Consider the following 25315-nt stretch of genomic DNA (forward strand, 5'->3'; position numbering starts at 1 on the left):
AACCGAAGGCGCAGGACGCGTGGGGATGCCAGAATCGACGGAGCGCGTAAAATAGCGGCATGAAATCGAACTCATCCGCATCCATTGCCCGTTTGCTGAGCTTGTCGGCGACCGTGGCCCTGTCCATCCCGGCTCACGCCGACTCCGAGTTCGCCGACTGCCTGACCCGCCTGCGGGCGGAGTCTGTGCAGCGCGGGGTGTCCGTGGCCACCTTCGATACCCATGCGGCCCCGTTGCAGCCCGATATGGCGGTGATCGACTTCCTCGATGCCCAGCCCGAGTTCGTGACCCCGATCTGGGATTACATGACCGCATTGGTCGACGACGAGCGGGTTGCCGATGGTCACGAAATGCTGACCCGGTGGGGCGACGTGCTGCACAAGGTGGAAGCGGACTACGGCGTGGATCCGGCGACGGTCGTTGCGGTGTGGGGCGTGGAGAGCAACTTCGGCCGCAACTTCGGGGGGCGGCCCTTGCTGACCTCGTTGTCGACGCTGTCGTGCTTCGGCCGGCGGCAGACCTACTTTCGCGGCGAATTCTTCAGCACGCTGAAGATCATCGAGGACGGGCACGTGGCCCCCGAGCGCCTGAACGGTTCGTGGGCGGGGGCGTTCGGCCACACCCAGTTCATGCCCTCGACCTTCATCCGCCTGGCGGTCGACTTCGACGGGGACGGCCGCCGTGACCTGGTCGACAGCGTGCCGGATGCCCTCGCGTCGACCGCGAATTTCCTGCGTCGTGGCGGTTGGCGCAGCGACGAGGCGTGGGGGTTCGAGGTTGCCCTGCCGGCCGGATTCGACACTTCGCTCGCCGGACGTCGCAACAAACGGCCGCTGGCGGACTGGGCCGCACGCGGGGTGAAGCGGATCGATGGCCAGCCGCTTCCGGTCGAAGGCCCGCCGAGCGGCCTGTTGCTGATCGCCGGAGGCAACGGACCTGCTTTTCTGGTGAGCCGCAATTTCGATGCGCTCTACGGCTACAACGCGGCCGAGAGCTATGCGCTGGCGATTGCCCATCTCGCTGACCGGCTGCGCGGCGGCGCGCCCTTCGTGACCGCATGGCCTACCGATGACCCCGGTCTGTCGCGTGCCGAGCGACGTGCCCTGCAGCAATTGCTGATCGCTCGCGGCCATGACATCGGCGAGCCCGACGGGTTGATCGGGGCGCGCACGCGCGAGGCCCTCAAGGCGGTGCAGGGCGAACTCGGATTGACCGCCGACGGTCGCGCCGGACAGAAGACCCTGCGCGCATTGCAGGAGGCTGCGACGCCGCGGCGCTGAGTTGCCGTCAGCGCGTTGCGGCGTGTCCCGGCCGGTGCTTCCGCCAGCGCTCGAGTTCGTCCGCCGGGGCGGGACGTCCGAGCGGATAGCCCTGGTATTCGGTGCATCGGGCGCCAACCAGGGGATCGCGCTGGGATCTGGTTTCTTCCCTCGGCAATGATCTCCATGCCGAGGTTGCGCGCCATCGACAGGATGGTGGGCAGCACGCGCCGGGATTCAGCGTCCGGCGATCTTCATCTGCTCGATCAGGATCGACCCGCAGTGTTTTGCACCGCGCGGCAGGGCGTCGTTGCCGATGGCGACGATGTTGCGGAACATGTCGCGCAGGTTGCCGGCAATGGTGATTTCTTCCACCGCATGCTTGATCTTGCCTTTTTCCACCCAGAAACCGGCCGCGCCGCGCGAGTAGTCGCCGGTGACGTAGTTGACGCCCTGGCCGAGCAGTTCGGTGACCAGCAAGCCCTTGTCCATCTTGCGGATGAGGCCGGCGAGATCGTCGCTGCCGGCACTGACCCGCAGGTTGTGCGAGCCGCCGGCGTTGGCGGTGGTCTGCATGCCGAGTTTGCGCGCCGAGTAGGTGGACAGGAAGTAACCCTGCAGCACGCCGTCGATGACGACCTCGCGATCCCGGGTGGCGACCCCGTCGCTGTCGAAATAGCAGGTGCCGAAGGCCTTCTTCAGGTGCGGGCGCTCGGCGATACTGACCACCGGCGAAAACACCGGCTGACCCAGGCTGTCGAGCAGGAAGCTCGATTTGCGGTATAGCGAACCGCCGCTTACCGCCTGCACGAAGTTGCCGATCAGGGACAGCGCCAGCTGCGCCTCGAAGATCACCGGCACCTGGCAGGTGCGGATCTTCTTCGCGCCGAGTCGGGCCAGCGCACGTTCGCCGGCGATCCGGCCGACGTCTGCGGCGCTGATCAACTCGGCCGCATCACGGCGCGAGTCGTACCAGTATTCGCGCTGCATGCGCTCGCCTTCGCCGGCGATCACCGAGCATGACAGGCCGTGACGGGTGCTGGCATAGCCGCCACTGAAGCCGAGGCTGTTGGCGGAAATGAATTGCGACTGCTGGATCGAGACGTTGGCCCCTTCCGAATTCGAGATCTGCGGGCTGACCGCAAAGGCGGCGGCCTCGCATTCGCGGGCGAGATCGAGCGCGCCGTCGACGGTGATGTCCCACGGGTGGAACAGGTCGAGATCGGGGCAATCCTTCGCCATCAGCGCCTTGTCGGCGAGTCCGGCGCAGGGATCGGGGGCGGTGAAGCGGGCGATCGACAATGCCGCATCGACCGTCGCTTTCAGGGCCGCCTTGGAAAAGTCCGAGGTGCTGGCGTGGCCGCGCTGCTGGCCGAGATAGACCGAGACGCCGACCCCCTTGTCGCGGTTGTATTCGATCGTGTCCACCTCGCCCTTGCGGATCGCGACCGACTGGCCGAAGCCTTCGGACACGTCGGTTTCGCAGGCCGAGGCGCCACCTTTCCGGGCGTACTTGAGGATATCGGCGGCGATTTCGCGCAGGTGTGTCTGGGAGAAGGAGAAGCCGGGAGCAGACATGGGCAGGAGACCGGTAAGCAAAGGCTATAATCTTACCCCGATCCCGCCCGACGCTTGTCCTACGATGGCTTCTCACGCTGATTCACCCCGTTCCAAAGGCCCGCACTCCGACGAGGAGGATTTCGAGCCGCCGAGCAAGAGCAGCCGCAAACGGGCGATGCATGCCCTGCAGGATCTCGGCACCGAGCTCGTTGCGCTGTCGCCCGAGCGTCTGCGCAAACTGGAACTGCCCGAGTCCCTGTACCTGGCGATCCGCGAGGCACAGCGCTTCAGCAACCGCCGGGATGAGGCCCTGCGCCGGCAGATGCAATACGTCGGCAAGCTGATGCGCACGGTCGACCCCGAACCCATCCAGGCTCAACTCGACGTGTTCCGTGGCCTGTCCTCGACCGAGGTCGCGCGCCAGCACCGGCTGGAAAAACTGCGCACCGACCTGCTCGAGGACGAGAAAGTCATCCAGTACATCGTCGACACCTGGCCGACGGTCGATGTGCAGTACCTGCGCACGCTGCGCCGCAACGCGCTGAAAGAACGCGAGCACAGCAAGCCGCCGAAGGCTTTCCGCGAGATCTTCAAGGTGCTGCGCGATCTCGACGCCGCGGCGCAGGTGGAGGCTGCAGGGGGTGAGCACGGGCAGGACGATAACGATCAGACGGAGCATTCATGAGCGAACACATCAAGATCGGCCTGGTGTCGATCAGCGACCGGGCCTCCGATGGCCGTTACGAAGACCAGGGCATTCCGTCGCTGAAGGACTGGCTGGGCAAGGCGCTGACCACGCCGTGGTCGGTCGAGGCGCGGCTGATTCCGGACGAGCGGGCGATCATCGAGCACACCCTGATCGAGCTGGCCGACACCGCGGACTGCGCACTGATCCTCACCACCGGCGGCACCGGCCCGGCCGTGCGGGACGTCACCCCGGAGGCGACGCTGGCGGTCGGCGACAAGGAAATGCCCGGTTTCGGCGAGGAGATGCGCCGGATCAGCCTCAACTTCGTGCCCACCGCGATCCTGTCGCGGCAGGTGGCGGTGATCCGCGGCAACAGCCTGATCGTGAATCTGCCCGGACAGCCCAAGTCGATCAAGGAAACCCTCGAAGGAGTCCGGGGCGCCGACGGCAGCGTGAGCCACGTCGGCATCTTCGCTGCAATTCCCTATTGCATCGACCTCATCGGCGGCCCCTACATCGAGACCGACGAGACGGTGATCAAGGCCTGGCGGCCCAAACACGCGATTCGGCCGAAACAGGTTTGATCGCGGGGCGGGTCGAAACCTGCCCTCTTGGTGCGGGACGCTCCTCGGAAATGGGACGAGGAAGCGTTCATGGTGCGTTGTTTTTACTGGAGCAGTAAGACTAGCGCTGGCGCAACAGCCAGCCGAGCAGCATGCCGCCGGCAACCGCGATGCCGATCGAGGTGAGCGGGCGTTCGCGGACTTGCGCGCAGCACCTGGCGGTGAGCCGCGATTGCGCATCAAGCAGCTGCTTGCCTCTCAGTTCGAGCGTTTCTGCTGTCCTCGTCGTGGCACCCGCGAGCGTGTTGACCGCCTGATGCGCGCCGGCGGCAAGGTGGTCCACGCCCGGATGAAGGGTGCCGGACGCCTTGTCGATCGCCCGATGCGCGGTGTTCGTGGCGTGGTCGACGGTGCTCGCCACGGCGCCGGTAGGGGCGATAAGAGCGTTGCTCGTTATGGTCATGGTGATGCTCCTGTTCAGGCCCCGGCGGCGAAGCCGTTGCAGGCTTCTCCGCCGAGTGTCAAATGGGGTGTGTTGGGTCGCGCGCTCAAACTGCCGAGCGTGGGCGTGCGCTTGAATCCGGTCCGCTCACTGCGCGTAGCGTGACTTGGCTGCGGCGAGGCAACTGTCTTTCGCCTCGCCGGCCAACGCGTCGCATTTTTCCTTTGCGGTGGCGTAGTCGGCGTCACGCTTCTCGCTCGCCGCATCCTTGCGTGCTTCAGTCTTTGTTTCCCGGGCCGTTGCGTTGGCATCACCGGCTTTTTCGCGCGCGATGGCGTCGGCTTCGGCGGTCTTTTCCGCAAGCTTGGCGTTTTCCTTGGCGGCTACGAACGCAGCTTCCGCCTCCTTGACGCACACATCCTTGGCATTACCGGCGAAGTCGTCGCACTTCTCCTTGGCAACGGCATAGGCTGCCTCGGCTCTGGCCATGCTTACATTGAGGCGGCTCTTGTCCGATGGCTTGTAGTTTGCCTCCAGTTCTGCTTTCGAGACGGCCTCATGGCCTTTGGCTTGTTCCTCGCAGATATCCTTAGCGTTGCCTGTCATCGACTTGCAGTTCTCTTTGTCCGCCTTGTACTTGGCCGAGATGGCATCCGCGGCAGCCTGGTGCTCGGTCTTGGTCATGTCGGCGCCAATGGCACTGGTGGCCATGCCGACGCACAGCGCGGCCGAAAGCGCGACGAGTTTGAACTTGTTCATGGCTTGCTCCTATATTCCTTGTGGATACGATCCGGATCAATCGTGAACGCACGCCTTGTGTCGGTCAGCGAATCTGATCTAGTGCTGCCAGCCTGATCCGGTCAGGCTGGCACGTCTGTCTTCCAGCGAACATATGACCTCGTCTGCATGCCCGGACTGCACCGTTCGATCGATCGGTTGTGGTCCGGTCAAGCTATGTTTCGCCTACGCCTGCTGTGGCAATTCGTGTAGTAGATCAGCCAGGTCATCGGCATGTTCTTCCTCCATCGCGAGGATGGATTCGAGCAGGCGGCGGGTGGTGGGGTCCTGATCGCCGATGTACTGAATGAACTCGCGATAGCTGTCGATGGCGATCCGCTCGGCGACCAGATCTTCGGTGATCATGTCTGCCAGCGAGCTTCCTTCCACGTATTCGGCATGGCTGCGGCTGACCAGGGTATCGGGGGAAAAATCCGGCTCGCCGCCCAGTTGCACGATGCGCGCAGCCAGTTGGTCCGCGTGCGCCTGCTCTTCGTTGGAATGGACAAGGAACTCGGCCGCGACGGCTTGCGAGTGAATGCCGCGCGCCATGAAATGATGGCGCCGATAGCGCAGCACGCAGACGGTTTCGGTCGCGAGCGCGTCGTTGAGCCGCTTCAGTATGGTCTTGCGATGTGCGCTGTAACCGGAGGTGACTGCACCTTCGTCAATGTGCTGGCGGGCGCGCACGCGCAGCCCTTCCACGTCGGTTGAAACGAGTGACTTTGTCATTATCCTTACCTCGAATGATCTGTTTCAGGATGGGGCCGCCCGCTTGTCGGTGGTGTGGGCCGGGCCCCGCCAAGGCGTTTGCCTGCCTACCTGGGCGAGATCGCTGCGCTTTGCGACGCAAACACGATCTCGACCCGCCGGTTCATCTGGCGACCGGTTGTATTGTCGTTACTGGCGGTCGGGTTCTCTTCACCAAACGCCTGCGTGCGCAGCCGATCCGCCGGTACGCCGAGTTGCACCAGCGCCGTCATCACCGCATTGGCACGCCGCTCGGACAGGGTGTGGTTGGCACTGGCGCTGCCGACGCTGTCGGTGTGGCCCTCGATCGAGGCGGTCCGCTCAGCATTGCGCTTGAAGAAGTCGGCCAGCTTTGCCAGGTCGATTGCGCTGGCGGGCTGGAGCTGTGACTGTCCGGTCCTGAACAGGACGTCGCCCAGGGTCACCACCATACCGCGCGGGGTCGCCTTTGCGTTGAGTTCCTTGAGTTCCGATTCCAGACTGCTGATCCGCGCGTCACTGCGCTGTACATCCTGCTGCGACTGGACGAGTTGGCGTTGCGCGCTGTCGGCCTCGGCGGTGCGCATGCCGAGGCGCAGCTTGTCGCGCTCGGCGGCAGCGCCGGTGGTGATGGCCTGCGATGCCCGGCTCGAAGCGGTTTCCTGCGCAATGACCACGCGTTGGGCGGTCATGTAGGCGAGGTGATCGACGGTGGTGGTGGGGCTACCGTCGGTCATCGCCTTTTCCGCCACCCGCAGCGATTCGCCCGCGCTCTTCAATTCGTCGGGCGCCAGTGCGTTGATCTGCGGGTTGGCCTGCGCCGATACATAGCGGCTGCGGGCCTGGTCGAGCGAGCTGTTGCGCTCGGGAACGGAGCTGCAGCCGGCCAGGGCGGCGGTCAGCGTGGCGACAACGAGGATGCGTGCTTTCATTTTCTCGACTCCTGATCCGTTCAACGGACGGTCTTGCGGTTGATCTCGTCGCGCAACGCGCGAGCGGCGTCCTGCGATTCCTGTGCCGACGTGCGCGCGCGCGCCGACTGGGCGTGCAGCACCGCGACCTGGGCATCGAGCTCGGCCTGCTCGGCGAGCTGCCCGGCCCGTTCGTAGTTTTCGTCGGCCATCGCCTGGCGCGCGCTGGCGAGCTTGGCGGTGGCGATCTGAAGTTCGCCCGGGGCACCTGCGCTGGTGCTGGTGGTGGTGGCGGTCTGAATCGCGGCTTCGGCCACGGCCATTTTTTCGATCGGGGCCGGCGTGCTGGCGCAGCCGCCGAGTGCCACGAGTGCGGTCACTGCAAGCGCGAATGTCAGCGCGATGGGCCGGCTGGGGATCAAGGGCAGGGCGTTCATTATCGTTCCTTGGTATTCGTGTTCTGGCCCCGAAGAGCGGGGACGCGATGTGACAGGAGCATCACCTCGGGCCGAGTATGGGCGTGCGCCAGGTGCCCGTCTGTGTGCCGGCGCACCGACGGAAATGAGCTTCCGACCGGCGTCATCAGGGCGTCGGCATTCGCGACATGGCGAGGGCCATGCCAAAGGGCGAATGCAGGCCGTGCAGGAACACGATGCGCGTGGTGCCCGCACTGCCGACGGTGGGATGGTCGACAACGGTTTCGTCGGCGCCGGCGGCCAGTCCCGCTGCAGCGGGCGGTGGGACCGCTGCCTGCGAACTGCCTTGGGGTACGGTGTGGCGCATCGGGCCGGGTGCGGGCAGGGCTGGCTGCGGGAGCCCCCCTGCGGCAGGCGGCGCCATATCGCCACATCCCGCCGAGCCGAGCGCGACGAGGCTGAGGAGCAGCCTGAGCGCCGGTCCATGGGTGGCGCCGGCGCGGCGCGTGCCGACGACGCTTGCCGTTCGGAAGCCTGTGTTCATGATGGAAACTTCCCCGCGCTCAGTTGGACTCCGTCGCCGACGGGTCGCGGCCATGGAGTGACTCGCCGACGACCCGGCACCCGCGCAAGTGCGAGTTACGCTTATGGCGACGATCCCAGTGAATGGGTGGCGCGTCTGTGCGCTGGCAGACAGACTCATGCAGGTGGCGTGACCAGACTTGGCTCAGGATGCGGTAGCGGATCACCGACAGGTGCGCCGGATGACCGGGGTCCCCGCACCGCCGATCCCCATCTGTTTCATCACGGAGCAAATGACCATGACGTCGCTGAACCCCGAACTCCTGGAGCGGATGCACGCCTGGTGGCGTGCGGCGAACTACCTCTCGGTCGGGCAGATCTACTTGCGCGCGAATCCGCTGCTCGAGGAGTCGCTCACCCTCGAGCACATCAAGCCGCGCCTGCTCGGGCACTGGGGCACCACGCCGGGGCTGAATTTCCTCTACGTACACCTGAACCGCCTGATCAGGGATCACGACCTGGACATGATCAACATCATCGGGCCCGGGCATGGCGGGCCGGGCCTGGTTGCGAACACCTATCTGGAGGGCTCGTATACCGAGACCTATCCCGACATCGGCCGCGATCGCGACGGCATGCTGGCGCTGTTCCGCCAGTTTTCCTGGCCTTATGGCATACCGAGCCACGTTGCGCCGGAAACCCCGGGATCGATCCACGAGGGCGGCGAGCTGGGCTATTCGCTCGCCCACGCCTATGGTGCTGCGTTCGACAATCCCGATCTGATCGTGGCCTGCATCGTCGGCGACGGCGAGGCGGAAACCGGTGCGCTGGCCACCAGCTGGCATTCGAACAAATTCCTCAACCCCGCGCGCGACGGTGCGGTGCTGCCCATCCTGCACCTGAACGGCTACAAGATCGCCAATCCGACCGTGCTTGCCCGGATCGGCCGCGCCGAGCTCGCCGAGCTGTTTCGCGGCTACGGCTATGAGCCGCACTTCGTGGTCGGTGACGAGCCGATGGCGATGCACCGGCTACTGGCCGCAACGCTCGATACCGTCCTGATCAAGATTCGCACCATCCAGGCTGCGGCGCGGGCATCCGACGCGCCGAATCAACCACTGCGCCCGCGCTGGCCGATGATCGTGTTCCAGAGCCCGAAGGGGTGGACCGGACCGAAAACGGTCGATGGTCACCAGGTCGAAGGCAGCTGGCGTGCCCACCAGGTGCCGATCGCGGAATTCAAGACCCCCGGACATGTCGCCCAGCTCGAAGACTGGATGCGCAGCTATGCGCCACAGGAGCTGTTTGACGATGGGGGCCGCTTTCGCGACGAGTTCGCCGCACTCGCGCCGGCGGGTACGCGGCGTATGGGTGCCAATCCGCATGCCAACGGCGGGGTGCTGTTGAAGGCATTGGTGATGCCGGATTTCCGCGATTTTGCCTTGACGTTTACGGTGCAGGGCAGCGTGAAGGCCGAAGCCACTCGCGTGCTCGGCAGCTTTCTTGCCGAAGTGATGCGCGTGAACCTGCCGAACAGCAACTTTCGCGTGTTCGGCCCCGACGAGACCGCATCCAACCGGCTCGGCGCGGTGATCGATGTGGCCGGCAAGACGTGGATGGCCGGCATCGAGGCGAACGATGAGGATCTTTCGGCCGACGGCCGGGTGATGGACGTGCTGAGTGAGCACCTGTGCGAAGGCTGGCTCGAAGGCTATCTGCTGACCGGGCGCCACGGCCTGTTCTCGTGCTACGAGGCGTTCATCCACATCATCGACTCGATGTTCAACCAGCATGCGAAGTGGCTCAAGGTGTGCCGAGACATTCCGTGGCGCAAGCCGATCGGATCGCTCAACTATCTGCTCACCTCGCATGTCTGGCGTCAGGACCACAACGGCTTCTCGCATCAGGACCCGGGCTTCATCGATCACGTCGCCAACAAGAGCCCCGACGTGGTGCGCATCTATCTTGCGCCCGACGCCAATTGCCTGCTCGCGATCGGCGATCATTGCCTGCGCAGCCGCAATTATGTGAACCTGATCATCGCCGGCAAGCAGCCCGAATGGCAGTGGCTCGATATCGACGAAGCCGAGCGGCACTGCACGGCGGGCGCGGGGATCTGGCAGTGGGCCAGCAACGACGGGGGCGATCCCGATGTGGTGATGGCCTGCGCCGGGGATGTGCCCACGCTGGAGACCTTGGCGGCGGTCACCCTGTTGCGCGAATACGTGCCTGACATCCGCATTCGCGTGGTCAACGTGGTCGACCTGATGACCTTGCAGCCGCAGGCCGAGCATCCGCACGGACTCGACGACGATGCGTTCGACGCCCTGTTTACCCGGGACCGCCCGATCGTGTTCGCCTTTCACGGCTACCCCTGGCTGATCCACCGCCTGACCTACCGCCGCCACAACCACCACAATCTGCATGTGCGCGGCTACAAGGAGGAGGGCTCCACCACCACGCCTTTCGACATGGTGGTGCTGAACAACATCGATCGCTATCAACTCGCGCTCGATGCCATCCGCCGCGTACCGCGCCTGCGCAACCAGGTCGACCTGGCGAGCGAGCGATATCGCGAGACCATCGCGCGGCACAAGGCCCACGTCAGCGAACACGGCGAGGATATGCCCGAAGTGCGCGATTGGCGGTGGGGCGGGTAAGGACAGGCAGCTGAGTATGTGCGGCAGCGTACAGCGCGAAGCCGGTTACATCTTCATACTAAATCCATTGAAACCGCATCCGGTGTGTGCGGGGGATGAAGTAGGCAGGAGAGGCTCAATGAAAAGCAGCAATCCGCTCATCGTCATTTCACCGGCAGTGCGTGCCGCGATCAACGAGTCCGCGGGTCGGCGCGATCCGGGCCGTTTCGTGGCACGCCTGTTCGGCACCTCACTGGTATTGCTTGCGCTGGGCGCGGCGTGTGTATTCAGCCTGGAAGGGATCGGACTCTAGGAGTCTGTCGGACTTGAGACTGATCTACTGCGCCAGTGGGAGAAACGGTCCATATCCGCCCGTTTTTTTGTTGCATAGAATAACTATGCGCCTAAAAAACGGCCGAATCTGTCTTCGCTTTCCCACTCGGCTCGTGACGATCGCTCAAGTCCGACAGCCTCCTAGCATCGGTTCCGGTCTCATCGCCGGCGTGTCGGCAGGGGCAACAAGCGCAGTTGAAAGCAGAACCCGGTGTTCAGCGCATCGGGACGACGAGTCGTTGCAGTCGATTCGGCAGGAGTGGGTCAAAATGAAAAACTTTCCGATCGTGTGCGTCGGTGGTTCGGCGGGCGGTCTCGACGCCTACATCCGATTGTTGAAGAATCTTCCGGCTGATATGGGTGTGGCGGTTGTCATCGTCAATCACATCACCATCGTGCCGACTCAACTTCATCTGGTACTGCCACGTTTCACCGCAATGCCGGTCGAGCTGATCACCGAGAATCTGGTGATCGAGCCCAATCATGTATTCATCATTCCTGCCAATCGGGACTTGCACGTCGAAGGTGGAGAATTCCACCTCAAAGCGATATCAAAGCCACGGGGATGGCCCGATGTCATCACGGTTTTCCTGCGCTCGCTGACCCGCTACTGGGACGGCAAGCTCATCGCCGTCATTGTTTCCGGCTACGACGGCGACGGGGCCGCGGCACTGTGCGGCATTCAGGAAGTGGGGGGTATTACCATCGCGCAGAAACTTGCCACCGCGAATCAGCCCGATATGCCGGAGAGCGCAATCGACACCGGATGCATCGATTTTGTGTTGTCGCCCGAAGAGATCGCGCACGAGATCGCGCGGATCGCACGCGCTGAAACCTAGGAGTCTGTCGGACTTGAGACTGATCTACTGCGCCAGTGGGAGAAGCGGTCCATATCCGCCGGTCTTTTGTTCCATAGAACAACTATGCGCCTCAAAAACGGCCGAATCTGTCCTCGCTTTCCCACCCGGCGCGCGGCGATCGCTCAAGTCCGACAGCCTCCTGGCAGGCTCTGATCTACAGCGGGTGGCGTCCGTTCGTGCGCCTGGAGAATCCGCGTGCCGGTCGGTTGTCAACGGGTGAGTTGTCGATACACCGTATCGGCGGCGGGGAGCAGGGTCTGGCGTCCGAGGCGGCCGGACAGGGCATAGGCCAGTCCGCCGTCCACCCAGTAGAACACGCTGACGCCGGCCTCGTCAGCGAAGCGGAATTCGGTGCTGGTACGTTGGTCCGGGTCGGCGCTGACGTAGAGCGTGAGCCGTTCGCCGCCATCGTTCTCGTACATGAACTGGGCCCCCGGCCCGGCCTCGGCCGCGAGCAGGCGCCCGCCCATCAACTGGTAGCCGTGGGCCCCCAGGTCGGGAATCTGCAGCGGCCGGCCGAGCCGTTTCGACAGCCAGGCAAGCAGATGTTGCTCCTGCTCCGCACCGACCTCCACCGGATGACGTTGTTCCGGGCTGAACACGGCGTGCGCCACCGCGGCACGGCGGGCGACCGGGGTCGACGCCGCAGGCGCATCCGGCTCGCCACCGAGGCGATAGCCGGCGCCGACGCCGAGCACGCTGCCGAGCGCGATCCAGCCCACGGCGGCGGCGATTTTCAGCGCGCGGCGGGGACGGCGGACGGTGTCGCGCAGTCGTGCCGGGACTGCTTCGCGCAGCACCGGATCATAGCCGGCGTGCAGCCGGGCGTTCAGCTCGCGCCAGTCGATGAGCGCGGATGCCCTGTCCGGATGGTCGGCAAGCCAGGTTTCGATCTCGGCCCGGCGCTTGCCGTCGAGCCGGCCATCGGCCCATGCATGGAGGTCGTCTTCGGAGATCGGCGCGTTGTTCGTCATCACTTCACGACCTTGAGATGGGACGGCAGGCGTTCGCCTTCGGACAACAGCGTCCTGAGGCGGGTCCGCGCACGGGACAGGCGCGACATCACGGTGCCGACCGGGACCCCGGTGATCCGCGCCACCTCGTCGTACCGCAGGTCCTCGAGACCGACCAGCAGCAGGACCTCGCGCTGCTCGGGTGCGAGCGCGAGGAGGGCGCGATCCAGATCCCGCAGCGCGAGGCCGTCACCCTGTTCCGCGCGCACGGCCAGTTCGGGCAGCGTGTCGCCGTCGCGATACTCGAGCGCCGAGCGGGCGCGGACATCGTTGACGAACAGGTTGTGCATCATCGTCATCAGCCAGTTGCGCAACTTGCCCGGGCGCCACAGCAGCCACTTGGCGAGCGCCCGCTCGAGCGTGTCCTGAACGAGATCGTCCGCGCGGGTAGCGTCCCCCGTCAGCGCGCGCGCATAGCGGCGCAGGCGGGGGATCTCGGCCAGCAGGTCACGCTCCTGCAGCATGGCGGGCGTCGCGGCTCAGGGCTTGGCGACGTGCCACACGCCATTCACGCCTTCGCCGGTCTGGTCGCCGGGCTTCTGGTCCTTGATCCACAGGTATACCGGCTTGCCCTTGTAGGCCCATTGCATGCTGCCGTCGTCGCGCTTGACCGGCTTCCAGTCGCCATCCGCCTTGGCTGTGGCATCGGCGGCAAGTGGTGGCCAGTTGGTGGCGCATGGACCGTTGCAGACGCTCTTGCTGGCATCGGCGGGGTCCTTGTCGAAGGTGTACAGGGTCATGCCTGCGGCATTGGCCAGGACGCCGTCGCGTGCGCTCGCCGGCGCCGCGTCGCTCAGGGCCACGCCGCTCCATCCGGTGAGGACGGCAAGGGCGACGGGGGCCGACATCCGGCGCAGGGCGGACTGGATACGGGTGTTCATGGCAAGGCTCCTTGGTGAGGGTGTACTGCATGAACAGCTGGCAGGATGGGATTATTCCCTCCCTCCGGGATTTTTTTCTCGTTGTTCGCGATTCCGCCGTATGGCGGGCGCAGCGGGGCGGGGACTTGGGCTAAAATCGCAGGCTCCCTAAAGCCTGACCGCAGAGTGTTGCCATGCCCGCCTCAATGAAGCTTCATATCGACGACGTCCGTATCTCGGAAATCAAGGAGCTGGTCCCGCCGGCCCATGTGCTGCGCGAGTTTCCGGCGACCGCGAAGGCGGCCGAGGTCGCGTATGAGGCGCGTCAGGCCATCCACCGCATCCTCTACGGCGCCGACGATCGCCTGCTGGTGGTGATCGGGCCATGCTCGATCCATGATGCCGCGGCGGCGCTCGAGTATGCGCGCAAGCTCAAGACCGAGGCCGAACGGCTGAAGAGCGACCTGCTGGTGGTGATGCGGGTCTATTTCGAGAAACCCCGCACCACCGTGGGCTGGAAGGGCCTGATCAACGATCCGCATCTCGACGGCAGCTACGCGATCAACGAGGGCGTGCGTCTGGCGCGCAAGCTGTTGTGGGAGGTCAACGAACTCGGCCTGCCGGCCGGCACCGAGTTCCTCGACATGATCACGCCGCAGTACATTGCCGACCTGATCAGCTGGGGCGCGATCGGCGCTCGTACCACCGAGAGCCAGGTGCATCGCGAGCTGGCCTCGGGCCTGTCGTGTCCGGTTGGATTCAAGAACGGGACCGACGGCAATGTGCGCATCGCGGTCGATGCGATCAAGGCGGCGCAGGCCCCGCACCATTTCCTCAGCGTGACCAAGGCCGGGCACTCGGCCATCGTGTCGACCCGCGGCAACGAGGATTGCCACGCCATCCTGCGCGGCGGAAAGACCCCCAACTACGATGCCGCGAGCGTGGATGCGGCGTGCAAGGATCTCGCCGCCGGCGGAGTGCCGGGCAAGGTCATGGTCGATTTCTCCCACGCCAACAGCAGCAAGCAGCACCGGCTGCAGATCAACGTCGCGCGCGACGTGGCCGGCCAGATGGCGAACGGCGACGAGCGCATCATCGGGGTGATGGTCGAATCCCACCTCAAGGAAGGCCGCCAGGACCTCAAGCCGGGCGTCGAGCTCGAGTACGGCAAGAGCATCACCGATGCCTGCATCGGCTGGGAGGACAGCGTCATGGTGCTCGACATTCTCGCCGAAGGCGTGCGCCAGCGCCGGGTGAAGCGGGCCGCGGAACTGGACTGAACCCGGGCGCGGGTGACGGGATGGGGAAGCGGGGCGCGTGTAACCCGGTTTTTCGGGTACGCCCGGAGGTCGCGACGGGCGGTGTTCGCGCCTGAGCCCGCGTCAGTAGAACAGCTGCCCCAGGTCGACCGACGAGCGCCGCCCGAGCGCGGCGAAATGCTCCGTCAGCCAGGCCTGGGCACGGCTGCGGCCCTGGTCGCGCAGCATGTTGACGAAGGTCAGGCTGGGCGTCATCCGGGTTTCGGCGGCAAGCTGGCTCAGCAGTTCTTCGGCCTCGATCAGATGGAAGTGCGTCTGTTGCAGGTGGCGCTCCAGGCGCCCGCGCGGCGCGTGCGAGCGTTCGGCGTATTCGCGAGCGTGGGCGAACATGCGCATTTCGCGCAGGAAGGTCGAATTGAACGCGAGATCCAGTGAACGGGCGCGGATCTCTTCGGCGCTATGGGGCGTGTCGCCATGCAGCAGGGGGCTGAGCAGCACCAGCAGGATGTCGTTCGCGGCGCACTCGTAGAACAGCGGGAACACGGCCGGGTTGGCCGAATACGCACCGTCCCAGTAAGGCTCGCCGTCGATCTCGATCGCGCGTTGCACGGTCGGCAGGCAGGCCGAGGCGAGGACCGTGGACACGCTCATTTCGTGGGCCTGGAACAGCCGCAACCGGCCGGTGTTGGCGTGGGTCGCGGCGACGAACAGCTTCACCGGACTGGCGGCGCGCAGGCGCTCGAAGTCGATGTGAGCGGCGAGGATGTCGCGCACCGGATCGACGGCGAAGGGATTCAGTTGTTCGGGCGAGAAATGCTGCATCCACTGGGTCATCATCCGCACCCCGGACGAGACCCCGATCCCGCCATCGTTGCCGGCGGCGAACGGCAGGTCGGCCGGCGATCCCGCCGCCACCGCATTCCAGAATCGCTCCAGCGCGGTGCGCGCACCATCGCGGCCGCCCTGCAGCAGGCCGTGGGCGAGTACCACCGCGTTCATCGCGCCGGCGCTGGTGCCGCTGATGCCGTCGAAGCGCAGGCGTCCATCTTCCAGCAGGGCGTCGAGCACGCCCCAGGTAAACGCCCCGTGCGCGCCTCCTCCCTGCAGGGCGAGGTTGATCGTTTGTACGGGGGGGCGGCGAAACAGCATGGCGATATCCTTCCCGACCGATGACGGCCTCAAGCATGCCTGCTTCGTCCGCGCGCCGCCAGCGCGGCGTGGCACTGGTTCGGCGCTGCCGTCGCGACGCCGGCGAGCACCGCCGTCGTCAGTGCGCGGCAGGGTCGGTATCCTGCCCGAGGTGGCGGGTCGGCGTTTGCGGATCGCGTCGACCGGCACGATCATCGCGGCTGCGGACCACGCCGCGGGCGGCGGAGCGCGAACACGGTGACGACAACCGATCGGGGTGAGAACATTCAGGCATTTCCAATGGCGCAGGACAGGCAGCCCGACATGGCGGTGACGGCGCCGCAGCGCAAGATCATCCACTGCGACTGCGACTGCTTCTACGCCGCGGTGGAAACGCGCGACCAGCCGTCGCTGGCCGGCCGCCCGCTGGCGGTCGGCGGGCGGGCCGAAACGCGTGGCGTGATCGCGACCTGCAACTACGAGGCCCGTGCGTTCGGCGTGCATTCGGCGATGTCGACCATGCGCGCACTCAAGCTGTGCCCGCAGCTCGTGCTCCTGCCGCCGGACTTCGAGCGCTATCGCGCCGCGTCGCGCAGCATTCTCGCCATCTATCGCGACTACACGGCGCTGGTCGAGCCGCTGTCGCTCGACGAAGCCTATCTCGACGTCACCGGGGTCGAACACTGCAAGGGGTCGGCCACGCTGATGGCGCAGGAGATCCGCGCGCGGATCCGCGCCGAAGTCGGCATCACCGCGTCGGCCGGGATCGCGCCGAACAAGTTCATCGCCAAGGTGGCGAGCGACTGGAACAAGCCGGATGGTCAGTTCGTGGTGCGACCGCAGGACGTCGATGCCTTCGTCACCGCGCTGCCGGTGAAAAAGCTGCTCGGCGTCGGCAAGGTCACCGCGGCCAAGCTCGGCCGCCTCGGCGTGGCGACCTGCGGTGAGCTGCGGGCGTGGAGCCTGGCCGAGCTCACCCGTGCGTTCGGCAGCTTCGGTGCCGGCCTGTATCGACTGTGCCGGGGCATCGACGAGCGGCCGGTGCGGCCCGACCGCATCCGCAAGTCGCTGTCGGTGGAGACCACCTATGCCCTCGACCTGCCCGATCTCGCCGCCTGTCGCGCCGCCTTGCCGCCGCTGATCGACGAATTTCGCCGCCGCTTCGAGCGCGCACGGGAGCCCCGGCCGGTGCACAAGGCCGTGGTCAAGATCAAGTTTGCCGACTTCAGCCAGACCACCGCCGAGTGCGTGTGCCCGACCCCGGACGAGGGCGTGTGGCAGGCCCTGCTCGGCGAAGGGTATGCGCGCGGAGCGCGTCCGGTACGATTGCTCGGAGTCGGGGTCCGCTTCGCCGACGAGCCCGGGCCGAGCGCTGGCGCCGGCCAGATCGCGCTTTTCGATGCCCTGTCGTCGGCTACGGTAGCCGGCGACTGAAGCCGATCGCAATGCCGGGCCGGGCGCTGGCGCTCCCTAGCCGCCGGCAGTGAGCAGGGCCCGGCGGGGGGGCGGTCAGGCCGCGAGCGTCCAGCCGAGCCCGAGTTCGCGGCGGATGCGGGCGGCGGCTTCCAGCGCGCCTTCCAGGTAGCCGCCCCCGTAAGCGGCGGTTTCGGTGCCGCCGAAGTGGAGCTTGCCCTGCCACGACGCGCGTTGCAGTTCGCGATCGCCGTAGTGCGGGTGGGCGACCGGCGGGCTGCGGTCGAGCGTGCTGCAGGTGTGCGGCTCTTCGGCCCAGTCCTGGTAGTGGCGTTCGCCGTCGTGCGCGGCGGGGCCGAACAACTGGCCGAGCTGACTCACCGCGAGCAGGTCGAGGCCGGCACGGAAATCGTCGCGGCGGGCGGGCGGCAGGGCAAGGAAGGTGCCGAGCACGGCGCGATCGCTGTCGTCTCCGGCGTCCCAGGTCTCCGCCAGCACGCTCTGCGTATGGCGGGTCGAGGCGGTGCCGGAGAGCCCCTGGCGTCGCCAGAAAGCGTCCGGGTAGGTGGCGAGGAGCTTCGCCTGGGCGGCCATCCAGGTCGGGCTGTCGCGCAGTGCCTGCCGGGTGCGCAGGGACAGTGGCGGGTCGAAGGCGAGGTGCTCCTCGACCAGGCGCGGCGGCATCGCCAGCACGACGTTGCGGGCGGCGAGGATGCGTTCGCCGCGGGCTTCGCTCAGATACAGCTCGATGTGGGTGCCGCGGTCGCGCAGCCCGGTCAGTGCGTGGGCGAGATTCAAGCGCCGCGGCGGCAGGCGGGCCGCGAGGGCATCGATCAGGATGCCCATGCCGCCGGCGAGACGGCGCGCGCCGCCGTGGATGTCGGCCTGTTCGAACAGGGTCGGCTTGCCCCCCGCCTCCTGTTGCAGCAGGTGCTTGCCGGCTTCCCACTGCGGAAGGCTGGCCAGTCCCAGATCGGCGACCAGGCGGGTGATGCGCGGTTGATGGTCGGGCCAGTACCAGGTCGGCCCGAGGTCGTGGCCGTCTGCAGTCCCCAGCACGCGCCCGCCGAGGCGGTCGCGGGCCTCGAACAGGGCAAAGTCTCGTTTCGCGCCGTGGAGCAGATTGGCGAGCGCGAGTCCGCTCAGGCCGCCGCCGATGATTGCCGTTTCAAGCATGGTGTCACCCCCTCGGGATCGCTCAGGACGACGCTCTCTCCGCAAGCTTCGTTCCAGCTGCCCGAGCACGCTCCCTGCGGCGCGTCTCGGGCCTGCGTTGGCGGCGCGGCATGTCGGATTGCCGGCAATCGGGTGCAGGCTGTGGGGTTTGCTTCAGGTGCGTGGGTCGTTGCCTGCGAGCGGATGGATGAACCGGAAGGTGAGGTTGAGGCGCGGGGCGCGGATCTCCGGTTCGGGCGGTATCGCGTGTTCCCAGAACTGCTGGAACGGCGCCCGCATCAGCAGCAGCGTGCCGGAAGGCAAGGCCAGCGCGCCGTCATCGCCGCTCGCGCCCGGTTTCGGGCGCCAGTGGAAGTGGCGCCTGGCACCCAGGCTCAGCGAGGCGATATGCGGTGTGGGACCGAGGTCGTCCTCGTCGTCGGCATGCCAGCCCACACTGTCTCCGCCGTCGCGGTAGAGATTGGCGAGGACGGCGTTGAAGGTCGTGCCGGTAAGCGCCTCGACCTGCAGGCGCAGCGCTTGCAGCCGGGCCGACCACGGATGGGAGTTTTGCAGGTTCTGTGCGTAGCAGTAATCGATCCCCGGGTCGGCAAACCAGGCCTGCAGCCGCGGCAACTCGAAACGCCGTCCGGCAGCGACGAAGCCGCCGTCGTTCCACGGGATTTCGGCGAGCAGGTTGGCGAGCAGGGTGGTGGCGTCGGCCTTGTCGCAGAACGCCCAGACATCGATCAGGGCCATGGGGCCGGACTGGGTAAGCGGGTGGGAAGGGGGCGCGACCGTGGCAGGCTTCATGGCCGAAAGCATAGCGCACGAAGGCGGTACTCCTCAGGGCCGCTTTCGTTTCCGGCGGCGACAGGACGACGGTGGCGCCCACGGCCAGGGCGGCAATGGATCTGCTGATCAGGGCAACTCCTTGTGGACGAGGGTGGCGAGGGCCGAGCGGATCTCGGTGGCGGACGGGAGCTCGCTGAGGATATGGGGCGGCACGTCTGCACTGGCGTAGAGCGCATAGACCGGGACCCCGCCGCGGCCGAGCGCCGCGAGTTCGGCGCTGATCGCGGGGTCGCGCGAGGTCCAGTCGGCACGCAGCAGGGTCACGCCGGCGCGGTCGAAATCGGCCAGGACTGCCGGGTCGGCGAGCGTGGTGCGCTTGTTGAACTGGCAGGTGGCGCACCACGCCGCGGTGAAGTCCACGAAGACCGGGTGGCCTGCTGCCGTCAGCCTGGCCACCGCGAGCGCGCTCCACGGGGCCCACGGGCGGGCGGTGGCCGTGACCGCGGGCGCTGCGTTTTGCAGTGCAGGGAGCGACCAGACGGTGGCGGCGGCGACCACAGCGAGTGCTGGAATCCCGATCCACCAGCGGCTGCGGCCGGGCAGGGCCCACGCCCAGGTCGCCAGGGCGATGGCGACGAGCGCTCCGAGCACGCCGATCACGCCATCCAGACCGACCTGGATGCCGAGCACCCACAACAGCCAGACGACGGTGGCGAACATCGGGAACGCCATCAGCGTGCGCAGTCGGGCCATCCAGGGGCCGGGACGCGGCAGATGACGGGCCACCGACGGGACCAGGCTGGCGATCAGATAGGGAAGGGCGAACCCGCCACCGAGGGCGGCGAACACGAGCAGGGTATGCGCGGGCGGCAGGGTGAGGGCGAAACCGAGCGCGGCGCCCATCAGCGGCGCGGTGCACGGCGAGGCGACCGCGACCGCGAGGATGCCGGTGAGGAGGGCGTCCGCAGCCGGATGACGTAGCTGCCAGCTGGCGGCGGAGGCGGGGAGAATGGCGGGCAGTTCGAACACGCCGGCAAGATTGAGTCCGATCAGGGTGAATAGCAGCGCGAGCGCGGCGATGAAGGCCGGTTCCTGCAACTGGAAGCCCCAGCCCAGTTGCGCGCCCGCTGCGCGCAGAACGAGCATGGCGCCGGCGAGAGCGAGAAAGGAGAGCACCACCCCGGTGCCGTAGGCAATGCCGCCGATCGCCAGCTGGCGGCGATCGCCGGCATGGCGGGCGAAGCCGAGCACCTTCAGCGCCAGGATGGGAAACACGCAGGGCATGAGGTTGAGCAGCAGGCCACCGGACGCGGCGAGCAGCAGGGCGGCGCCGATGCCGGTGACCGGTTCGCCTTCGGCCGCGGCGGCAGGGCGTGCAGGGAGCAGCGCGGAAGCGCCTGTAGCGGGTGTGGTGGCCCAGCCATCGACGCTTGCCTGCACGCGCAGCGCGTGACTGTCGATCAGAATGACGGCGGGCAGCAGTGCCGGACTGTGGCTACGCTGCGGTGACAGCGGAACGCGTGCTTCCCAGCTGCCGTCATGCCAGCGCTGGACGATCGGCGCCGCATGGTCGATGAGGCCTTCGGTTTCGGGAAGGAAGCGGGCGTCGCGGCCGATCAGGTCGGCTGGAAGGCCGACTATCGTGGTCAGCAGCGTGTCGCCGACGACTCGGCCTCGGGCATCGATGCCGGCAAGTTCGATCGGACGCGATGCGAGGGCGTGGCCGAAGGCATCACGGTGGGCGTCGATCGCGGGGCCGACCGGTAGCGCAAGGGCGAAGTCGCCGCCCTCCGGGATGCAGATTTCACGGCACACCAGCCAGTCGGCGCGCACGCGCACGTCTACGGTGGGCGCGTCGAAGTCTGGCGCCAGCGTGAGCGCGACCGGCAGCAGCACGGTGCCTTCGTAGCCGTAGTCGAGCAGCGGGCCGAGGGGGAGCGGGCGCGGTGCGGGCCAGTCGATCGCACCGGCGCCGACCCCGGTGGGCAGGGTCCATTCGAGGGTGGTCGGCAGGCCCGAGTCGCCCGGGTTCTTCCAGTAGGTGTGCCAGTGCGGCTGGTGCTGCAACTGCAGGCCGAGCCACACCGGCTTGCCGGCGCCCAGGCCCTCGGGCGCGTGGGCCAGCAGTTCGGCCCGGACCTGCGGGGTGCTGACGACCGTCGTGGCGTACGCTGCTGAGCTGAACAGCAGCAGAAACGCAAAGAGCAGCGTAAGCGACAGGCGGCGCATGGCGTCTTCGAACGAAGCGTATATGTTCTAGCGACAAAGGCCTGGTCCGATGGTTCCGACCCGGGCCGGTCGCGACGTGGCGCTCGGCCTGGGAGCATCGGCTCACGCTTCGCGAAGCGGGCGCACTGTCCCCCGCGGCGCTGCGCGCGCCGGCCCCAGCCAGCGGGCGCGTGTGCGCCCGGGCGGGCAGCACCGCCCGGCACTTACGCGTTCTTGCTCTTCTGCCACAGCACGTCGTCACGGCCGCCGGCGCGGTTGAGTACGCGGCCGAGCACGAACAGCAGGTCGGACAGGCGGTTCAGATACTGGCGCGGACCGTCGTTGACCGATTCCTCGAGCGCGAGCGCCACCAGCGCACGCTCGGCGCGGCGGCACACGGTGCGGGCGTGGTGGGCGAGCGCGGCGGCGCGGGTCCCGCCGGGGAGGATAAAGTCCTTCAGCGGCGGGAGCGGTTCGTTCATGCGGTCGAGTTCGGTTTCGAGATGGGTCACCTGCTTGTCGGTGATCATGCTCATGCCAGGGATGCAGACTTCCCCGCCGAGATCGAACAGGTCGTGCTGAACGTCGGTCATCAGCGCCCTAACATCCTCCGGCAGCTGCTCGCACAGCAGCAGGCCGACGATCGCATTGACCTCGTCCACCTCGCCCAGCGCATGGATGCGCAGGCTGTTCTTCGACACCCGCTTGCCATCGCCCAGGCCGGTGGTGCCGGCGTCGCCGGTGCGGGTGTAGATCTTGGAGAGGCGGTGTCCCATGGTGGTCTCTTTTGTTGGTTGACGTGAACGTCAATTATAGGGGAGTGCATGACCGCGCAGCGCACCTCAGAATGCGCTTTAAGCTCATGATAAACTGACTCATTCGCCTGCAGCGCCGGGCGCCACGTCCTGTCTGAACGCCAACTTACATGAAATCTGCCCAAATTCGCGACACGTTCCTCAAGTTCTTCGAATCGAAGGGTCACCAGATCGTCGCTTCGTCGTCGCTCGTCCCGCACGAAGACCCGACCCTGCTGTTTACCAACGCCGGCATGAACCAGTTCAAGGACGTCTTCCTCGGGTTCGACAAGCGTCCCTACCGCCGTGCCACCACCTCGCAGAAGTGTGTGCGTGCCGGCGGCAAGCACAACGATCTCGAGAACGTCGGTTATACCGCGCGCCACCACACTTTTTTCGAGATGCTGGGCAACTTCAGCTTCGGCGACTACTTCAAGCGCGATGCGATCGCCTACGCCTGGGAGCTGCTCACCGAGGTGTTCAAGCTGCCCAAGGACAAGCTGTGGGTCACGGTGTATGCCGAGGACGACGAGGCTTACGATATCTGGACGCGGGAGATGGGCGTGCCGGCCGGGCGGGTGATCCGCATCGGCGACAACAAGGGCGCGCGCTACGCCTCGGACAACTTCTGGATGATGGGCGACACCGGCCCCTGCGGGCCATGCACCGAGATCTTCTACGATCACGGCGAGCACATCTGGGGCGGCCCCCCGGGTTCGCCCGAGGAGGACGGCGACCGCTACATCGAGATCTGGAACAACGTGTTCATGCAGTTCAACCGCGACGAGGCCGGCGTGATGCATCCGCTGCCCAAGCCGTCGGTGGATACCGGCATGGGCCTCGAGCGCGTGTCCGCGGTGCTGCAGGGCGTGCATGCCAATTACGAGATCGACCTGTTCCGGGCCCTGATCGCCGCCGCTGCGCGTGAAACCAGTGCGGCCGACATGAATTCGCCTTCGCTCAAGGTGCTAGCTGACCACATCCGCGCCTGTTCCTTCCTGATCGCCGACGGCGTGATTCCGGGCAACGAGGGCCGCGGCTATGTGCTCCGCCGCATCATCCGCCGCGCGATCCGCCACGGTTACAAGCTGGGCGCGCGCGCCGCTTTCTTCCACCGCATGGTGCCGGACCTGGTGGCCGAGATGGGGGCGGCGTATCCGGAACTCGCCGCCGGCGAGCGCCGCGTGATGGACGTGCTGCGCCAGGAGGAGGAGCGTTTCTTCGCCACGATCGAGAACGGCATGGCGATCGTCGAGGCCGAACTCGACGCGATGGCGAAGACCGGCAGCAAGGTGTTCAACGGCGACACCGCGTTCAAGCTGCACGATACCTACGGTTTTCCGCTCGACCTCACCGCCGACATCTGCCGCGAGCGCGAGGTGACGGTGGACGCCGCCGCCTTCGATGCGGCGATGGCGCGGCAGAAGGAGCAGGCGCGTGCCGCAGGCAAGTTCAAGATGGCCACCAACCTCGATTACGAGGGCCCGGCGACCACCTTCCACGGTTATGAGAAGCTCGAGGCCAAGGGCAATGTGCTGGCGCTGTACCGGGATGGCATACCGGTCAACGAGCTGGCCGAGGGCGAGCTCGGCGTGGTGGTGCTCGACCATACCCCGTTCTATGCGGAGTCCGGCGGCCAGGTCGGCGACCGTGGCGAGCTGAAGGGTGCGGCCGGCATCTTTGCGGTCGAGGACACGCTGAAGATCCAGGCCGCGGTATTCGGTCACCACGGCGTGGTCAAGACCGGCAAGCTTGCGGTGGGCCAGGGGGTGACGGCGAAGGTCGATACCGCGGCCCGTGCCGCCACTGCGCGCAACCACTCGGTGACCCACCTGATGCACAAGGCTCTGCGCGAAGTGCTTGGGGCGCATGTGCAGCAGAAGGGTTCGCAGGTGGACCCGGACAAGACCCGTTTCGATTTCGCCCACGGCGCACCGATGAGCGCCGAGGAGATCCGCGAGGTCGAGGAGATCGTGAACCGCGAGATCCTCGCCAACGAGGCGACCGAGGCTGCGGTGATGGCGCTCGACGACGCGCAGAAGTCGGGCGCGCTGATGCTGTTCGGCGAGAAGTACGGTGACGAGGTGCGGGTGTTGTCGATCGGTTCGTCGAAGGAATTGTGCGGCGGGACCCACGTCGCACGGACCGGCGACATCGGCCTGTTCAAGATCCTGGTCGAAGGCGGCGTGGCCGCCGGCGTGCGCCGGATCGAGGCGGTGACCGGGGAGAACGCGTTGCATTACACGCAGGAGCAGGAGCGCCGGGTGCACGGCGTTTCGGCGCTGCTCAAGGTGCAGCCCGAGGAAGTGGCCGAGCGCGTGGCGGGTATTCTCGACAATGTGCGCGCGCTGGAGAAGGAGCTGGCGCGGCTGAAGTCGAAGCTGGCTGCGAGCCAGGGCGACGATCTGATGGCGCAGGCGGTCGAGGTCAAGGGGGTCAGGGTACTGGCGGCGGTGCTCGAGGGCGCCGATGTGCCGACCCTGCGCGAGACCATGGACAAGCTCAAGGACAAGCTGAAGTCGGCAGCGATCGTGCTGGCTTCGGTGGTCGAGGGCAAGGTGTCGCTGATCGCCGGGGTGACGGCGGATCAGACTGCGAAGGTGAAGGCCGGCGAACTGGTGAACTTCGTCGCCCAGCAGGTGGGCGGCAAGGGCGGCGGGCGTCCGGACATGGCCCAGGCCGGCGGTACCGAGCCGGACAAGCTGCCGGCCGCGCTGGCGGCAGTGGCGGGCTGGGTGGACGGCAAGCTATAAGCGCCGGGTTGGAGCTGCGCCGGCTTCGCGGGGTTTGCCTTGCGGAGCCGGTTTTGCGTTATTGGGGCAGTTCAGCGCCGGTCGGGAAAGGCGGTACTCCGTGGTCGGCTTCGGGGGCTTCCTGCGCGGGTCAGACGTTCGCGGCCTGCGGCTTCCCGTCGCGGGAGGCACTGCGGCGGCGTCGGCGCAAACTCGCCCTTCGGGCTCAAACATGCGCCGCCTTGTTTCCGCCGCAGCA

At 66.6% G+C, this 25315-nt stretch carries 24 protein-coding genes; 9 read left to right on the forward strand and 15 right to left on the reverse strand.

All coding sequences use genetic code 11. The features are described 5' to 3' along the window. Positions 1-59 precede the first annotated feature (59 nt). A complete protein-coding gene (locus AC3A35_RS04595; protein ID WP_487434741.1) occupies positions 60-1280 on the forward strand; it encodes a lytic murein transglycosylase in 1221 nt (406 codons plus the stop codon). Positions 1281-1496: 216 nt separating this feature from the next. On the opposite strand, the gene pmbA is transcribed toward AC3A35_RS04595, so the two are convergent. Beyond that, the gene (pmbA, locus tag AC3A35_RS04600; protein ID WP_487434742.1) at positions 1497-2837 is read right to left on the reverse strand and encodes a metalloprotease PmbA; all 1341 of its coding nucleotides are present in this window, start codon (positions 2835-2837) and stop codon (positions 1497-1499) included. 64 nt (positions 2838-2901) lie between these two features. Between pmbA and yjgA the strand changes: the two genes are divergently transcribed. Beyond that, complete coding sequence (gene yjgA, locus AC3A35_RS04605) at positions 2902-3504, forward strand: ribosome biogenesis factor YjgA (protein WP_487435362.1); 603 nt, start codon at positions 2902-2904, stop codon at positions 3502-3504. After that, positions 3501-4091 (forward strand): molybdopterin adenylyltransferase, encoded by a 591-nt coding sequence (mog, locus tag AC3A35_RS04610; RefSeq protein WP_487434743.1) that lies wholly within the window; start codon positions 3501-3503, stop codon positions 4089-4091. Before yjgA ends, mog begins: the two co-directional genes overlap by 4 nt. A gap of 100 nt (positions 4092-4191) precedes the next feature. Here the strand turns inward: mog and AC3A35_RS04615 are convergent, their stop codons facing one another. The 6 genes from AC3A35_RS04615 to AC3A35_RS04640 all read right to left on the reverse strand — a co-directional run bounded on the left by AC3A35_RS04615 (position 4192) and on the right by AC3A35_RS04640 (position 7889). Next, entirely contained in the window at positions 4192-4533 is a 342-nt protein-coding gene (locus AC3A35_RS04615; protein ID WP_487434744.1) for a hypothetical protein, read from the reverse strand. A gap of 126 nt (positions 4534-4659) precedes the next feature. After that, a complete protein-coding gene (locus AC3A35_RS04620) occupies positions 4660-5271 on the reverse strand; it encodes a hypothetical protein (RefSeq protein ID WP_487434745.1) in 612 nt (203 codons plus the stop codon). A gap of 204 nt (positions 5272-5475) precedes the next feature. Beyond that, positions 5476-5979 carry a ferritin-like domain-containing protein gene (locus AC3A35_RS04625; protein ID WP_487434746.1) on the reverse strand — a complete coding sequence of 168 codons (504 nt, stop codon included), beginning with the start codon at positions 5977-5979 and terminating at the stop codon, positions 5476-5478. A gap of 128 nt (positions 5980-6107) precedes the next feature. Beyond that, positions 6108-6950: an OmpA family protein gene (locus AC3A35_RS04630; protein ID WP_487434747.1), complete on the reverse strand. Its 843-nt coding sequence runs from the start codon at positions 6948-6950 to the stop codon at positions 6108-6110. Between the two features lie 20 nt (positions 6951-6970). After that, the gene (locus AC3A35_RS04635; RefSeq protein WP_487434748.1) at positions 6971-7366 is read right to left on the reverse strand and encodes a DUF4398 domain-containing protein; all 396 of its coding nucleotides are present in this window, start codon (positions 7364-7366) and stop codon (positions 6971-6973) included. Positions 7367-7511: 145 nt separating this feature from the next. Further along, positions 7512-7889, reverse strand: coding sequence for a hypothetical protein (locus tag AC3A35_RS04640; protein WP_487434749.1), 378 nt, complete (start codon positions 7887-7889; stop codon positions 7512-7514). Positions 7890-8166: 277 nt separating this feature from the next. Here AC3A35_RS04640 and AC3A35_RS04645 point away from each other — a divergent pair, with 277 nt between their 5' ends. The 3 genes from AC3A35_RS04645 to AC3A35_RS04655 all read left to right on the forward strand — a co-directional run bounded on the left by AC3A35_RS04645 (position 8167) and on the right by AC3A35_RS04655 (position 11678). Next, positions 8167-10527 carry a phosphoketolase family protein gene (locus AC3A35_RS04645; protein WP_487434750.1) on the forward strand — a complete coding sequence of 787 codons (2361 nt, stop codon included), beginning with the start codon at positions 8167-8169 and terminating at the stop codon, positions 10525-10527. 118 nt (positions 10528-10645) lie between these two features. Continuing rightward, complete coding sequence (locus AC3A35_RS04650) at positions 10646-10819, forward strand: hypothetical protein (protein ID WP_487434751.1); 174 nt, start codon at positions 10646-10648, stop codon at positions 10817-10819. A 289-nt stretch (positions 10820-11108) separates the two neighbouring features. Further along, the gene (locus tag AC3A35_RS04655; RefSeq protein ID WP_487434752.1) at positions 11109-11678 is read left to right on the forward strand and encodes a chemotaxis protein CheB; all 570 of its coding nucleotides are present in this window, start codon (positions 11109-11111) and stop codon (positions 11676-11678) included. Positions 11679-11908: 230 nt separating this feature from the next. On the opposite strand, the gene AC3A35_RS04660 is transcribed toward AC3A35_RS04655, so the two are convergent. Genes AC3A35_RS04660 through AC3A35_RS04670 form a run of 3 tightly spaced genes read right to left on the reverse strand, consistent with a single transcriptional unit; the run spans position 11909 to position 13593 of the window. Continuing rightward, entirely contained in the window at positions 11909-12673 is a 765-nt protein-coding gene (locus tag AC3A35_RS04660) for an anti-sigma factor family protein (protein ID WP_487434753.1), read from the reverse strand. Next, positions 12673-13176: a sigma-70 family RNA polymerase sigma factor gene (locus AC3A35_RS04665; RefSeq protein WP_487434754.1), complete on the reverse strand. Its 504-nt coding sequence runs from the start codon at positions 13174-13176 to the stop codon at positions 12673-12675. Before AC3A35_RS04665 ends, AC3A35_RS04660 begins: the two co-directional genes overlap by 1 nt. Positions 13177-13191: 15 nt before the next feature. Continuing rightward, positions 13192-13593, reverse strand: coding sequence for a COG4315 family predicted lipoprotein (locus AC3A35_RS04670; protein ID WP_487434755.1), 402 nt, complete (start codon positions 13591-13593; stop codon positions 13192-13194). Positions 13594-13766: 173 nt separating this feature from the next. Here AC3A35_RS04670 and aroG point away from each other — a divergent pair, with 173 nt between their 5' ends. Then, a complete protein-coding gene (gene aroG / locus AC3A35_RS04675; protein ID WP_487434756.1) occupies positions 13767-14852 on the forward strand; it encodes a 3-deoxy-7-phosphoheptulonate synthase AroG in 1086 nt (361 codons plus the stop codon). A 102-nt stretch (positions 14853-14954) separates the two neighbouring features. Here the strand turns inward: aroG and AC3A35_RS04680 are convergent, their stop codons facing one another. Continuing rightward, positions 14955-15980 carry a patatin-like phospholipase family protein gene (locus AC3A35_RS04680; protein WP_487434757.1) on the reverse strand — a complete coding sequence of 342 codons (1026 nt, stop codon included), beginning with the start codon at positions 15978-15980 and terminating at the stop codon, positions 14955-14957. 303 nt (positions 15981-16283) lie between these two features. Between AC3A35_RS04680 and dinB the strand changes: the two genes are divergently transcribed. Further along, positions 16284-17393, forward strand: a complete 1110-nt coding sequence (gene dinB, locus AC3A35_RS04685) for a DNA polymerase IV (RefSeq protein WP_487435363.1) — start codon at positions 16284-16286, stop codon at positions 17391-17393. A gap of 75 nt (positions 17394-17468) precedes the next feature. Here dinB and AC3A35_RS04690 read toward each other — a convergent pair whose 3' ends face one another. The 4 genes from AC3A35_RS04690 to AC3A35_RS04705 all read right to left on the reverse strand — a co-directional run bounded on the left by AC3A35_RS04690 (position 17469) and on the right by AC3A35_RS04705 (position 22306). After that, positions 17469-18548, reverse strand: a complete 1080-nt coding sequence (locus AC3A35_RS04690) for a flavin monoamine oxidase family protein (protein ID WP_487434758.1) — start codon at positions 18546-18548, stop codon at positions 17469-17471. 153 nt (positions 18549-18701) lie between these two features. Continuing rightward, positions 18702-19340 (reverse strand): alpha-ketoglutarate-dependent dioxygenase AlkB family protein, encoded by a 639-nt coding sequence (locus AC3A35_RS04695; RefSeq protein WP_487434759.1) that lies wholly within the window; start codon positions 19338-19340, stop codon positions 18702-18704. Between the two features lie 108 nt (positions 19341-19448). Continuing rightward, a complete protein-coding gene (locus tag AC3A35_RS04700) occupies positions 19449-21551 on the reverse strand; it encodes a protein-disulfide reductase DsbD family protein (RefSeq protein WP_487434760.1) in 2103 nt (700 codons plus the stop codon). Positions 21552-21754: 203 nt separating this feature from the next. Next, complete coding sequence (locus AC3A35_RS04705) at positions 21755-22306, reverse strand: cob(I)yrinic acid a,c-diamide adenosyltransferase (RefSeq protein ID WP_487434761.1); 552 nt, start codon at positions 22304-22306, stop codon at positions 21755-21757. A 149-nt stretch (positions 22307-22455) separates the two neighbouring features. Here AC3A35_RS04705 and alaS point away from each other — a divergent pair, with 149 nt between their 5' ends. Further along, positions 22456-25077: an alanine--tRNA ligase gene (gene alaS, locus AC3A35_RS04710; RefSeq protein WP_487434762.1), complete on the forward strand. Its 2622-nt coding sequence runs from the start codon at positions 22456-22458 to the stop codon at positions 25075-25077. Positions 25078-25315 lie beyond the last annotated feature (238 nt).

It is taken from the genome of Azoarcus sp. Soil_N_20 (genome assembly GCF_057656155.1).

Bases quoted from the DNA above. Each gene is read 5' to 3' on its own strand.
- dinB (WP_487435363.1), top strand. From the start codon at position 16,284: ATGGCGGTGACGGCGCCGCAGCGCAAGATCATCCACTGCGACTGCGAC.
- AC3A35_RS04665 (WP_487434754.1), bottom strand. From the start codon at position 13,176: ATGCTGCAGGAGCGTGACCTGCTGGCCGAGATCCCCCGCCTGCGCCGC.
- AC3A35_RS04650 (WP_487434751.1), top strand. From the start codon at position 10,646: ATGAAAAGCAGCAATCCGCTCATCGTCATTTCACCGGCAGTGCGTGCC.
- AC3A35_RS04670 (WP_487434755.1), bottom strand. From the start codon at position 13,593: ATGAACACCCGTATCCAGTCCGCCCTGCGCCGGATGTCGGCCCCCGTC.
- AC3A35_RS04595 (WP_487434741.1), top strand. From the start codon at position 60: ATGAAATCGAACTCATCCGCATCCATTGCCCGTTTGCTGAGCTTGTCG.
- AC3A35_RS04690 (WP_487434758.1), bottom strand. From the start codon at position 18,548: ATGCTTGAAACGGCAATCATCGGCGGCGGCCTGAGCGGACTCGCGCTC.
- alaS (WP_487434762.1), top strand. From the start codon at position 22,456: ATGAAATCTGCCCAAATTCGCGACACGTTCCTCAAGTTCTTCGAATCG.
- mog (WP_487434743.1), top strand. From the start codon at position 3,501: ATGAGCGAACACATCAAGATCGGCCTGGTGTCGATCAGCGACCGGGCC.
- AC3A35_RS04695 (WP_487434759.1), bottom strand. From the start codon at position 19,340: ATGAAGCCTGCCACGGTCGCGCCCCCTTCCCACCCGCTTACCCAGTCC.
- AC3A35_RS04615 (WP_487434744.1), bottom strand. From the start codon at position 4,533: ATGACCATAACGAGCAACGCTCTTATCGCCCCTACCGGCGCCGTGGCG.
- AC3A35_RS04680 (WP_487434757.1), bottom strand. From the start codon at position 15,980: ATGCTGTTTCGCCGCCCCCCCGTACAAACGATCAACCTCGCCCTGCAG.
- yjgA (WP_487435362.1), top strand. From the start codon at position 2,902: ATGGCTTCTCACGCTGATTCACCCCGTTCCAAAGGCCCGCACTCCGAC.
- AC3A35_RS04705 (WP_487434761.1), bottom strand. From the start codon at position 22,306: ATGGGACACCGCCTCTCCAAGATCTACACCCGCACCGGCGACGCCGGC.
- AC3A35_RS04635 (WP_487434748.1), bottom strand. From the start codon at position 7,366: ATGAACGCCCTGCCCTTGATCCCCAGCCGGCCCATCGCGCTGACATTC.
- AC3A35_RS04645 (WP_487434750.1), top strand. From the start codon at position 8,167: ATGACGTCGCTGAACCCCGAACTCCTGGAGCGGATGCACGCCTGGTGG.
- aroG (WP_487434756.1), top strand. From the start codon at position 13,767: ATGCCCGCCTCAATGAAGCTTCATATCGACGACGTCCGTATCTCGGAA.
- AC3A35_RS04655 (WP_487434752.1), top strand. From the start codon at position 11,109: ATGAAAAACTTTCCGATCGTGTGCGTCGGTGGTTCGGCGGGCGGTCTC.
- AC3A35_RS04640 (WP_487434749.1), bottom strand. From the start codon at position 7,889: ATGAACACAGGCTTCCGAACGGCAAGCGTCGTCGGCACGCGCCGCGCC.
- AC3A35_RS04660 (WP_487434753.1), bottom strand. From the start codon at position 12,673: ATGACGAACAACGCGCCGATCTCCGAAGACGACCTCCATGCATGGGCC.
- AC3A35_RS04630 (WP_487434747.1), bottom strand. From the start codon at position 6,950: ATGAAAGCACGCATCCTCGTTGTCGCCACGCTGACCGCCGCCCTGGCC.
- pmbA (WP_487434742.1), bottom strand. From the start codon at position 2,837: ATGTCTGCTCCCGGCTTCTCCTTCTCCCAGACACACCTGCGCGAAATC.
- AC3A35_RS04620 (WP_487434745.1), bottom strand. From the start codon at position 5,271: ATGAACAAGTTCAAACTCGTCGCGCTTTCGGCCGCGCTGTGCGTCGGC.
- AC3A35_RS04700 (WP_487434760.1), bottom strand. From the start codon at position 21,551: ATGCGCCGCCTGTCGCTTACGCTGCTCTTTGCGTTTCTGCTGCTGTTC.